Below are 11,042 nucleotides of genomic sequence, written 5' to 3'. Positions count from 1 at the left end.
TCTTAACCAAGCTGGCGAACACAAACGCCCCGCCCAGCAAGTACCGGGTGTACACGACGGCGAGTTGAAGCCACACCCAGCGCCGCGCCGCTTCGATGAGGTGATTCTCATTGTGGGCCTGATGATTGCGAGCGTCACGAGCGCCATTGTGGGCCTGTGGCAGTACTTCAGCGCGCCCGAGCAAATCCAGGAGTACCTGCTCTGGACGTTCGGCTCGCTGGGCGGCGTGGTGGGCCCCACCTGGCGGTGCTGGCGGCCGTGGTGGCGGTAGGCCTGGGCCTGGCCTTTGCCTCGGCCAAACCGCTGAACGCGTTGCTGCTGGGCGAAAACTACGCCCGCAGCATGGGCCTGACGGTGGGCCGCGCGCGCACGCTCATCATCCTTAGCACGAGCCTGCTGGCGGGGGCCATCACGGCGTTTTGCGGGCCGATTGGCTTCGTGGGCATCGCCGTGCCGCACCTCACCCGGGGCCTGCTGCGCACCGCCGACCACCGCGTGCTGCTGCCCGGCGCCTGCCTGGTGGGGGCCGCCCTCACGCTGGGCTGCGACTGCCTGGCCCAGCTGCCCGGCAGCCAAACCGCCCTCCCGCTAAGCATCGTTACCGCCCTGCTGGGGGCCCCGGTAGTGCTGTGGATGGTGCTGCGCCGCAACAACATTCGCTCGTCGTTTTCCTGATGGCCACCCCCCAACAGCCTGCGCCGCTGCTGACCGCCGAGGACTTGGCGGTGGGCTATTTCCTAAGCAAAAAAACGCCCCGCCCGGTGGCTGGGCCCCTGCGCCTGGCCCTGTGGCCCGGTGAGCTTGTCTGCCTTCTGGGCCCCAACGGCGCCGGCAAAAGCACGCTGCTGCGCACGCTGGCCGGCTTGCAGCCGCCGCTCGGCGGGCGGCTCGAACTAGGCGGCCGGCCGCTGGCGGCGATGGGGGCGGCCGAGCGCGCCCGCCAGCTCAGCGTGGTGCTCACGGACCGCGTGGACGCCGGCAACCTCGCCGTGCGCGAGCTGGTGCGCCTGGGCCGCCACCCGCACACCGGCTGGCTGGGCGGCCTCTCGGCCCACGACGAAGCCCGGGTACAAGCCGCCCTGGAAGCCACCGGCACCGAGGCGTTTGCCGACCGCCCGGTGGGCGAGCTGAGTGACGGCGAGCGCCAGAAAGTGCTGCTGGCTAGGGCCCTGGCCCAGGACACGCCAGTGGTGCTGCTCGACGAGCCCACGGCCCACCTCGACCTGCCCAACCGCGTGGCCCTCATGCGCTTGCTGCACCAGCTGGCCCGCACCACGGGCAAGGCCATCCTGCTCTCGACCCACGAGCTGGACCTGGCCCTGCAAGCCGCCGACCGCACCTGGCTGCTGCCCGCCGACGGGGCCCTGCGCACCGGCACGCCCGAAGACCTGGTGCTGAGCGGGGCCTTCGCGGCGGCGTTTGCGCGGGAAGGATTGGCCTTCGACGCGGCCACCGGCACCTTCGCCCTACACGCGCCCACGGGGCCCCCGGTGCAGCTGGTGGGGGAGGGGGCCGCCGCGTTCTGGACGCGCCGGGCCCTGGAGCGCGAGGGCTTCGTGCCCACCGCTGGCCCCGCCGCCCTACGCGTGACGGCCCCCGCTGGCCCGGGGCCCTGGCTGAGCCAGGCCGCCGGTCAGTCGGCCCAATCTCACGTCACCATCGAGGCGCTGCTGCTGGCGCTCCGGCAAACAAGTAATAAACAAATGGTTGGCTGATTTTCAGCTGCCGTAAATACAGTATTCAATTCATAACAACTTCTGCCGCTTACCCATGAAAAAACGTTCTTTACCCCAACAAAATCGACCGTTGCGCATTGAAATCCAGTTGGTGCTGGGCACGGTGCTACTGGCCGGCACGGTGCGCGGGGCCCAAGCCCAGGCGTTGGCCGACAGCCTCCAGCGCCAAAACCTCAACGAGGTGGTGGTGACGGCCTCGCGCGCCGCCACGCCGCGCAACCAAGTGCCGCAACAAATCCAGGTCATCAGCCAGAAAGACATTCAGCAGACGCCGGCCCTGGAGTTTACCGACGTGCTGAAGAAGAACGCCTCGGTGGACATTGTGCAGTACCCCGGGCTGCTGGCGGGCGTGGGCATCCGCGGCTTCCGGCCCCAAACCAGCGGCCTCAACCAGCGGGCCCTGCTGCTGGTAGACGGCCGCCCGGCCGGCACGAGCAACCTCGCCACCCTCGACCTGGGCGGCGTGGAGCGCGTGGAGGTGCTCAAGGGCCCCGCCTCGGCCCTGTACGGCCCGCAGGCCATGGGCGGCGTGGTGAACGTGATTACCCGGCAGTCGCGCGGGGCCATCCGCAGCTCGATTTTCGCCGAGTACGGCAGCTATCAAACCGTGCGGTTCGGCGGCGCCACGGGCGGCAACCTCACCAAAAAGCTCGATTTTGACTTGTCGGCGGGCTTCTTCAACCGCGACCAGGACTACAAGCTGGGCGGCAACGGCATTTTGCGCCGCGCCTTGGACGCCTCCAGCGCTACCCAAACCTTTGCCGACGGCACCACCAAAACCGTGGACGACGCCCGCGGCGACAACCAGCGCCGCGACTACACCAAGCTGAAGTACTACTCGGGGGCCCTGCGCCTGGGCTACCAGCTCAGTGAAAAATGGCGCGTGGACGTGCGCGGCGAGCTGTTTAGGGCCCCCACGGTGCAGTCGCCGAACGACATTTTCTACGGCAACCTGAGCCCGTCGAGCAAAGACATTGAGCGCGGCAACCTCGACCTGAGCGCCACCGGCAACTACGCCAACCACCAGCTGTTTGTGCGCGGCTACACCTCGCGTGAAACCAATAACAACAACACGCTCAGCGATTACAACGACAACCCCATCACGCCCTACCGCTCCTACCAAAGCCAGTACCTCTGGAAGGGCTTGCAGGCCAAGGACGTCATCACGCTGGGCCGCCAGCGCATTACCGTGGGCGTCGACCACAACGAGGCCACCAGCAACGCGCAGGTATTCAACCCCAACGGCTCCAATGGCACGCCCTACAGCCCCAACTACGAGCTGAACACGACCGGCCTGTACGCCCAGGGCCAGCTGAGCCTGCTGGCCGACAAGCTGATTGTGACGCCGGGCGTGCGCTACGACTTCATTACCTACAACGTGAAGCAGACCGACCTGCTCACCACCTTCACGCCGGGCAAGAAAACCAACCCGTTCTTCAGCCCCAGCCTGGGGGCCCAATTTGCCCTGACGGACGGCCTGCGGGTGCACGCCACCATCGGCCGCGCTTACGTGACGCCCGACGCCTACAACGTGGCCGGCTACTCGCAAACCGCGCCCAACGCCGCCCGCCAAGTGGCCATCACGCAGGGCAACGCCGACTTGAAAAACGAGAACAGCGTGACCTACGACGCCGGCCTGCGCTTCGGCCAGGCCGAGTCGGGCTTCTCGGCCGACGCCACCTTTTTCTCGACCCAGGTGACGAACCGCATCACCACGCGCACCGCCAACCCCGTGGGCGCAACTACCGCCGAAGGCTACGCGGTGCGCTCGCGCACCACTTACGTGAACGCCAACGACAGCCAAATCCGGGGCCTGGAGCTGGAGGCCGGCTACGATTTCGGGGCCCTGGCCGACCGCCGCTACCTGCTGCGCGCCTTCGCCGGCGGCACGGGCATCTTCAAGGCCCAGGACGTGACCAACAACGTGAACGGCACCCGCACTGTGCGCGACATCTATAACGTGGCCCGCCTGAACGGCAACGTGGGCGTGGCCTTTGATAGCCACCAGGGCCTCAGCGCGCGCCTCGCCGCCCGCTACGTGGGCCGCCGCAAAGACACCGATTTCACCGACCTGGCCTCGCCGCAAGTGGAATACCCCGAGTACATGACCGTTGATTTTTCGGCCGGCTACACCGTGGCCAAGAAGCATACGTTCTCGGTGCTGGTGAACAATCTGACCAACGAGAACTACTACGAGAAGCGCGGCTATAACCTGGCCGGGCGCAACTTCACGGGGCGCTACACCATTGCGTTTTAGGGCCCCGTGCTGTACTACGTTTCCGGCGGGCAGCGCTCCGGCAAGAGCCGCTACGCCCAAGAACTCGCCCTGTCGCTCAGCCCAAACCCCGTGTACCTGGCCACCTCGCGGGCCTGGGACGACGACCACCGCCAACGCATTGCCCGGCACGTGGCCGACCGCGATGCCCGCTGGACGACGCTGGAGGAAGAAAAATACCCGAGCCGCCTCGATTTGGCGGGCCGCACCGTGGTGCTAGATTGCGTCACGCTCTGGCTCACCAATTTCTTCACCGACACGAAATACGATGTTGAAACAACGTTGCACAAGTCAAAAGCTGAGTTTGATAAATTGGTGCAACAACATTGCACCTTGATTATTATCTCCAACGAAATCGGGATGGGCCTGCACGCGCCCACCGAGGCCGGCCGCAAGTTTGCCGACCTGCAAGGCTGGCTGAACCAGCACATTGCCCAGCGTGCCGACCGCGCCATTTTCATGGTGTCGGGCCTGCCGCTGGTGGTGAAATGAAAAGTAGCGCGGACTCTGCGAGTCCGCGCGGTTGCCCAGCCGCTGGACGATCTGTAGCGCGGACTTTGTAGTCCGCGGCTCTCGCTTCGTCCTGCCGATGGTCGTTGGGTGACCGTGTAAAGCCGCGGACTACAAAGTCCACGCTACAGACGTTACAACGCGCGGACTCGCAGCGTCCACGCTACATTTAATTAATTCCTATGAAAATCTACACCAAAAAAGGCGATGCCGGCACCACCGGCCTTTTCGGCGGCTCGCGCGTGCCGAAAGACGACGTGCGCGTGGAGTGCATGGGCGACCTCGACGAGGCCAACTCGACCCTGGGCCTACTGCGCGTAAAGCTGGGGCCCGCGCACGAGTGGCAACCCAACCTCCACAAAATCCAGAAGGATTTGATGGACATGATGTCGCACCTGGCGCGGCCGTCGGACGCCAAAAAAGCCAACAGCAACCCGCTGCCCACCGAAGGGGCCCAGGAGTGCGAGGTGTGGATTGACGCGCTGGAAGGCGCCATGACGTCGCCTTCCGACTATTTCCTGCTGCCGGGCGGCAACGAAATCTCCGCCCTCTGCCACGTGGTGCGCACCCAAATGCGCCGCGGCGAGCGCCGCCTCGTCAGCCTGATGGCCACCGACGCCGTGCACCCCGCCATCCCGGCCTACATCAACCGGCTCTCGGACCTGTTCTTCACCCTGGCCCGCGCCGAGATGGACAAGGCCGGCGTGGCCGAAGAGAAGTGGCAATTGTTTCTCTACAAGCGCTTTGGCAGCAGCGCGGCGCCCGCCGCGCCCACTGCCCCAGCCGAGCCCGCCGCCGAATGAACTGGTCTATCACCGCGCCCGATGGGGCCCTGGCTGTTGCCATTGCCCGTAAAATTGATACCAAAACCAAGCCCCTGGGGGCCCTGGGGCAGCTCGAAGCCCTGGCCCAGCAGGTGGCGCTGGTGCAGCAAACCCTGACGCCGCAGCTGCGCCAGCCGCACGTGCTGGTGTTTGCCGCCGACCACGGCATTGCCCAGGCCGGCGTGAGCCAGTACCCGCCCGAGGTGACGCACCAGATGGTGCGCAACTTCGCCGGCGGCGGGGCGGCCATCAACGTGTTCTGTCGCCAGAATGGCCTGGGCCTCACCATCGTGGACGCCGGCGTGCGCGGCTCCTTCGCCGACCTGCCCGCTGTGCGCGACGAGAAAATCGCCGAGGGTACCCACAACTTCGCCCAGGGCCCCGCCATGACCGCCGCCCAGTGCGCCGATGCGCTGGCCCGCGGCGCCCGCCTGGCCGACGAGCTACACGCCGCCGGCGGCAACGTGCTGGGAGTGGGAGAGATGGGCATTGGCAACACGTCTTCGGCGGCGGTGCTGATGCACGTGCTCACGGGCCGGCCGCTGGCCGAATGCGTGGGCCGCGGCACCGGCCTCGACGCGGCCGGCCTGGCCCGCAAGCTGGCCGTGCTCACGCAAGCCGTGGGGGCCCACCCGGCCGTAGTGGACGCGGCGGACCCGCTGGCGGTGCTGGCCACGTTCGGCGGCTTCGAAATTGCGCAGATGGCCGGGGCCCTGTTGCGCGCCGCCGAGCACCGCATGCTGCTGCTGATTGACGGGTTCATTGCCTCGGCGGCGCTGCTGGTGGCGGCGCGGCTGGCCCCGGAAATCCTCGCGTACTGCGTGTTCTGCCACGAATCGGACGAGCAGGGGCATCGCCTGCTGCTGGCCGAGCTAGGCGGCCGGCCGTTGCTGCGCTTGGGCTTGCGCCTGGGCGAAGGCACGGGCTGCGCGCTGGCCTACCCACTAGTGCAAGCCGCCGTCAATTTCCTGAACGAAATGGCCTCGTTTGAAAGCGCGGGCGTGAGCGACGATTCCGGCACGGCAGCGGATTGACTCTATTTGATTGGGGAGTCGGTTTTAATTAAAAACGGTTATGCAGCGCGCAGCGAGGCATCTTTCCCGCAGTAGTAATTAATAGCCTTGTTCCTGAATTAGAAAAAATGTAAAACGGCATGCAGAGCGCAGCGAAGCATCTTTTCAGCGTAATTAATTATTGTTTACTGCCGCAGTAGAAATGCTTCGCTGCGCTCTGCATGACGTAATATTAATTTTCTATACCCGCCCTTACTACTCCACCCCATGCCCGATTCTTGGCCGCGCCGTCAGCTGCGCCTGCTGCTGACGGCGGTGATGTTTTACACGCGGCTGCCCGTGCCGCGCTGGGTGGGGCACGCCGACGACCAGCTCAACCAGGCCACGGTGTATTTTCCGCTCGTTGGGTGGCTGGTGGGCGGGGTAGCGGCGGGTGTGTACTGGGGCGCGGCGCAGCTCTGGCCGCCGCTGGTGGCCGTGCTGCTGAGCACCGGCGCGGGCGTGCTGCTCACCGGCGCGTTTCACGAGGACGGGCTGGCCGATACCTGCGACGGCTTCGGTGGGGGCTGGACGCGGGAGCGCATCCTCACCATCATGAAGGACAGCCGCGTGGGTACCTACGGCGTGGTGGGCCTGGGCTTGGTGCTGGCCATTAAAGTAGCGGCGCTGGCCGGGGCCCCGGGCCGCGCGCCGGGGCCCTGTCGGTGCCCGCGCTGCTGCTGGTGGCGCACCCGTTGAGCCGGCTGGTGGCCGCCACCTTCGTGCGCACCTTGCCCTACGCCCGCGCCGACCTGGCCGACGGCAAGGCCAAACCCATCGCCCAAAGCCTGCCCACCGGCCGGCTGGCCGCGGCCGCGCTGCTGGGGCTGCTGCCGCTGCTGGTGCTAGCGGCCTGGCAGCGGCAACCCGGGCTGCTGCTGGTGCTGGGGCCCCTGGCGGTGCTGCAAGTGGTGCTGGGCCGCTGGTTCAAAAAGTGGCTGGGCGGCTACACCGGCGACTGTCTCGGCGCCGCCCAACAGCTGGCCGAAGCCCTCATTTACCTGGTTTTAACTGCCCATTTGGTATGATTATCCACCTCATCCGCCACACCGCCGTGCAGGCGCCCGGCATTTGCTACGGCCACCACGACGTGCCCCTGGCCGATACTTTCGCGGCCGAAGCCGCGGCGCTGCTGGCCAAGCTGCCGCCCGCGCCGGCCGGTGGCTACCATGCCTTCAGCAGCCCCGCCGCCCGTTGCCGGGCCCTGGCCGAGGCCGTTACCAACGACTACACGCTTGACGAGCGCCTGCGCGAAATGAATTTTGGGGTCTGGGAAAACCGCCTGTGGACCGACCTGCCGCGCGCCGAAACCGAGCCTTGGATGGCCGATTACGTAACGCTGGCTCCGCCCGCCGGCGAAACCTTCGGGGCCCTGCAACAGCGCGCCGCGGCCTTCCTCGCCGAGCTGGCCGCGGGTGCCGACGGCGCCGACCAGGGCCCCGTGCTGGTGTTCACCCACGGCGGCACCATCCGGGCCCTGCTGGCCCACTGCCTCGAAATGCCGCTGCGCAACGCCTTCCGCCTGCGGATTGATTACGCCTCAGTGACCAAAATTGAGCAGCAGCACGGCAAGTGGAACGTGCTGGCGATGAATGGGTAACCAAACGGGTGCCGCGCACCGGTAGGACGCCTAGGTAGGATAATTTGGGGGCTGAGTGGCACAGTGCGGCGCGGCCGCGGCATTCCATAATACCTTGCGGCCAGAAATTTTGGCCTTCAAGTAACCCCATGCACAAGTATTTATTGGCCCTCACCGCGGCGGCTTGTTGCGTGGCCGCGGCGGCTTCGGCCCAGCCGCTGCCCGCCCTCACGGCGCAAGACTACGCCCGGGCCGAGCGCTTCCTGAGCTACAACACCCAGCCGCTGGTGGACCACGGCCCCGTGGACCCCAATTGGCTAGCCAACGACCGATTCTGGTACCGGACCATGACGGCGCAGGGCAGCGAGTTCATCCTGGTGGACCCGGCCCGCAAAACCCGCACCCCAGCCTTCGACCACGCCCGGCTGGCCGCGGCGCTGTCGGCCGCCAGCGGCCAGCAATACGCCGGGGCCCGGTTGCCGTTCCGCAACCTCACGTTTTCGCCCGATGAGAAGACCCTTTCCTTCGCCGTGAAAGGCAAAGCCTGGCAGTACACCCTGGCCAGCGGCGAGGTGCGCCCGGCGCCCGCGCCCGCGGAGGGCCCCGGCGCCAGCCCCAACGCAGCCAACGAAATCGTGTCGCCCGACGGCAGCCTCGCGGCCTACATCAAGGACCACAACTTGTGGGTGCGCGACACGAAAACCAACCAGCAAACCCCGCTCACCACCGACGGGGCCCCCAACTACGGCTACGCCACCGACAACGCCGGCTGGACCCACAGCGACAAACCGATCCTGCAATGGTCGCCGGATTCACGCAAAATTGCCACCTTCCGGCAAGACCAGCGCCAGGTGAGCGACGCGTACCTGGTGACCACCAACGTGGGCCGGCCGACCCTGAAAACGTGGAAATACCCGCTGCCCGGCGACAAGGACATCCCCACCATCGAGCGGGTAATTGTGGAAGTGAGCCCGGCCAAAGTGGTGCGCCTGCAAGTGCCGCCCGACCCGCACCGCGGTTCACTCTCCGACGATATTTCCAGCAGCGGCACGTTCGACGACGTGGACTGGGCCCCCGATGGCTCGCAGCTGGCGTTCGTCTCGACCTCGCGCGACCACAAGCAGGAGAAATTCCGGGTGGCCGATGCGGCGACCGGCGTCGTGCGGGAAGTGTTCGAGGAAACCGTGGCCACGCAGTACGAATCGGGCCAGCACGCCATCAACTGGCACTACCTGCCCAAAACCAAGGAGGCCGTCTGGTACTCGGAGCGCGACAACTGGGGCCACCTCTACCTGTATAACGCCGCCACCGGTAAGGACAAAAACCAGATTACCAAGGGCAACTTCGTGGTGACGCAGCTGCTGCGCGTGGACGAGCAGAAGCGCCAGCTCTACTTCCTGGCCGACGGGCGCGAGCCGGGCAACCCGTACTTTAGCCACCTCTACCGCGTTGGGCTGGACGGCAAGGGGCTGAAGCTGCTCACGCCCGAAGCCGGCAACCACCAGGTTGACCTGTCGCCCTCGGGCCGCTACTTCGTGGATAGCTACTCGCAGCCCGACCGCCCCGGCGCCACCGTGCTGCGCAACGCCGACGGCCAGCTGGTGGCCACGCTGGAGAAAACCGACATTTCCCGCCTCACCGCCACCGGTTGGAAGGCGCCCACGCCCATCACCGTGAAGGACCAGGACGGGCGCGACGACCTCTACGGCCTGATGTTCACGCCCAGCACGCTGGAACCGGCCAAGAAGTACCCCATCATCAACTACATCTACCCGGGGCCCCAGGGCGGCGGCGTGGGCAACTGGTCGTTCGCCTCGGCGCGCAACGACAACCAGGCGCTGGCCGAGCTGGGCTTCGTGGTCGTCGTCATCGAAGGCAGCTGCAACCCGCTGCGCTCCAAGAGCTACCACGACGCCTGCTACGGCCACATGGAGGCCAACACGCTCGCCGACCAGGTGACCGGCATGCGGCAGCTGGCCCAGCGCTACCCGTACATCGACCTGGAGCGGGCCGGCATCTGGGGGCACTCGGGCGGCGGCTACGCCACGGCGGCGGCCATGTTCCGCTACCCCGATTTCTTCAAGGTCGGCATCTCGGAGTCGGGCAACCACGAAAACCGCAACTACGAGGACGACTGGGGCGAACGTTACATCGGCCTGCTCACCACCAACCCCGACGGCACCAGCAACTACGACGCCCAAGCCAACGCGCCCTTGGCCAAGAACCTCAAGGGCAAGCTGATGCTGGCCCACGGCCTGATGGACGACAACGTGCCGTCCTCCAACACGATGCTGGTGGCCGAGGCCCTCGCCAAAGCCAACAAGAGCTACGACCTAGTGGTGTTCCCGAACGCCGCCCACGGCTACGGGGCCCTTTCGCCCTACATGATGCGCCGCCGCTGGGACTACTTCGTGCAGAACCTGGCCGGCGCCACGCCCCCGCACGATTACGAAATGCAGCCCAAGCCCGACCCGCGCAACGGGATGCAGTAGGGCCCGGCTGATATACATACGGGCGCCCTGCTCAAACGAGGGCGTCATGCTAAGCACAGCGGCGCCGAAAGGACCTCTGGAAAACACTGGGGCCCTGGAGATGCGGCGTTTCGCACCTCTAGGGCCCCAGTGTCGTCAAGTCCGGGCTGCGTGGCCGCCAGTTGGGCATGGCCGCCTGCGCCGCTCTAATCATTGTTGCACGGTTACTTAACTGTTAAGCAATCTGCTGATTGAAAATGTGTTGTGTGTAATAATGCGCCTAGAGCAGATTCGGGGGTCAGTGTACATGATAGGCGCAGTGGTCAAACCAGGTTTTGCGTCGGTGTCACTTAGCCAGTCCCGGGCCGTTCGCAACGCCTGGGCCACGGCATCGCGGGTGCGGGCCTGGGCGGTGCGCCGGCGGGTTTTGAGCTTGCCGAAGGCCAGTTCAACGGGCGTAAAGTCGGGCCAGCAAGGCGGCAGAAATAGCCGGCACAAACAGCCGGCGGGCGCCGCAGGCGGCGACGGCCTCGGCCAGGCCGGGCGCTTTGTGCCCGCGCAAGTTCTTTGTGCCCGCGCAAGTTGTCGAGCACCA

10 protein-coding genes and 1 pseudogene are annotated in these 11,042 nt (G+C 66.4%); all 11 read left to right on the top strand.

Annotated elements, in window-relative coordinates:
* Window positions 1-271: pseudogene (locus BEN49_RS29270) on the top strand (hypothetical protein); the annotation flags it as partial.
* Window positions 247-675 carry an iron chelate uptake ABC transporter family permease subunit gene (locus BEN49_RS29265; RefSeq protein WP_070741891.1) on the top strand — a complete coding sequence of 143 codons (429 nt, stop codon included), beginning with the start codon at window positions 247-249 and terminating at the stop codon, window positions 673-675. The pseudogene BEN49_RS29270 and the gene BEN49_RS29265, both read left to right, overlap by 25 nt.
* Window positions 675-1,715 carry an ABC transporter ATP-binding protein gene (locus BEN49_RS05485; RefSeq protein ID WP_070741888.1) on the top strand — a complete coding sequence of 347 codons (1,041 nt, stop codon included), beginning with the start codon at window positions 675-677 and terminating at the stop codon, window positions 1,713-1,715. Before BEN49_RS29265 ends, BEN49_RS05485 begins: the two co-directional genes overlap by 1 nt.
* A 55-nt stretch (window positions 1,716-1,770) precedes the next feature.
* Window positions 1,771-3,993 carry a TonB-dependent receptor gene (locus BEN49_RS05480; RefSeq protein ID WP_083325804.1) on the top strand — a complete coding sequence of 741 codons (2,223 nt, stop codon included), beginning with the start codon at window positions 1,771-1,773 and terminating at the stop codon, window positions 3,991-3,993.
* Between the two features lie 6 nt (window positions 3,994-3,999).
* Window positions 4,000-4,503 (top strand): bifunctional adenosylcobinamide kinase/adenosylcobinamide-phosphate guanylyltransferase, encoded by a 504-nt coding sequence (locus BEN49_RS05475; protein ID WP_070741882.1) that lies wholly within the window; start codon window positions 4,000-4,002, stop codon window positions 4,501-4,503.
* 200 nt (window positions 4,504-4,703) lie between these two features.
* A complete protein-coding gene (locus BEN49_RS05470; protein WP_070741879.1) occupies window positions 4,704-5,324 on the top strand; it encodes a cob(I)yrinic acid a,c-diamide adenosyltransferase in 621 nt (206 codons plus the stop codon).
* Window positions 5,321-6,379, top strand: coding sequence for a nicotinate-nucleotide--dimethylbenzimidazole phosphoribosyltransferase (gene cobT, locus BEN49_RS05465; RefSeq protein WP_070741876.1), 1,059 nt, complete (start codon window positions 5,321-5,323; stop codon window positions 6,377-6,379). Before BEN49_RS05470 ends, cobT begins: the two co-directional genes overlap by 4 nt.
* Before the next feature lie 246 nt (window positions 6,380-6,625).
* A complete protein-coding gene (locus BEN49_RS30065) occupies window positions 6,626-7,096 on the top strand; it encodes an adenosylcobinamide-GDP ribazoletransferase (protein WP_262490180.1) in 471 nt (156 codons plus the stop codon).
* Window positions 7,063-7,425 carry an adenosylcobinamide-GDP ribazoletransferase gene (locus BEN49_RS30060; protein WP_262490179.1) on the top strand — a complete coding sequence of 121 codons (363 nt, stop codon included), beginning with the start codon at window positions 7,063-7,065 and terminating at the stop codon, window positions 7,423-7,425. Before BEN49_RS30065 ends, BEN49_RS30060 begins: the two co-directional genes overlap by 34 nt.
* Window positions 7,422-7,997, top strand: a complete 576-nt coding sequence (locus BEN49_RS05455) for a histidine phosphatase family protein (RefSeq protein WP_070741873.1) — start codon at window positions 7,422-7,424, stop codon at window positions 7,995-7,997. Before BEN49_RS30060 ends, BEN49_RS05455 begins: the two co-directional genes overlap by 4 nt.
* 128 nt (window positions 7,998-8,125) lie before the next feature.
* A complete protein-coding gene (locus tag BEN49_RS05450) occupies window positions 8,126-10,468 on the top strand; it encodes a S9 family peptidase (protein WP_070741870.1) in 2,343 nt (780 codons plus the stop codon).
* Window positions 10,469-11,042: the final 574 nt, after the last annotated feature.

Origin of the sequence: Hymenobacter coccineus (genome assembly GCF_001816125.1) — a bacterium.
Lineage (GTDB): Bacteria > Bacteroidota > Bacteroidia > Cytophagales > Hymenobacteraceae > Hymenobacter > Hymenobacter coccineus.
The sequence above is the reverse complement of the archived record's forward strand: the minus strand, read 5'-3'. Positions and strand labels throughout refer to the sequence as shown.

Coding starts and splice junctions, on each gene's coding strand:
- BEN49_RS05485 (WP_070741888.1), top strand. CDS start 675: ATGGCCACCCCCCAACAGCCTGCGCCGCTGCTGACCGCCGAGGACTTG.
- BEN49_RS05480 (WP_083325804.1), top strand. CDS start 1,771: ATGAAAAAACGTTCTTTACCCCAACAAAATCGACCGTTGCGCATTGAA.
- BEN49_RS05470 (WP_070741879.1), top strand. CDS start 4,704: ATGAAAATCTACACCAAAAAAGGCGATGCCGGCACCACCGGCCTTTTC.
- cobT (WP_070741876.1), top strand. CDS start 5,321: ATGAACTGGTCTATCACCGCGCCCGATGGGGCCCTGGCTGTTGCCATT.
- BEN49_RS30065 (WP_262490180.1), top strand. CDS start 6,626: ATGCCCGATTCTTGGCCGCGCCGTCAGCTGCGCCTGCTGCTGACGGCG.
- BEN49_RS05455 (WP_070741873.1), top strand. CDS start 7,422: ATGATTATCCACCTCATCCGCCACACCGCCGTGCAGGCGCCCGGCATT.
- BEN49_RS05450 (WP_070741870.1), top strand. CDS start 8,126: ATGCACAAGTATTTATTGGCCCTCACCGCGGCGGCTTGTTGCGTGGCC.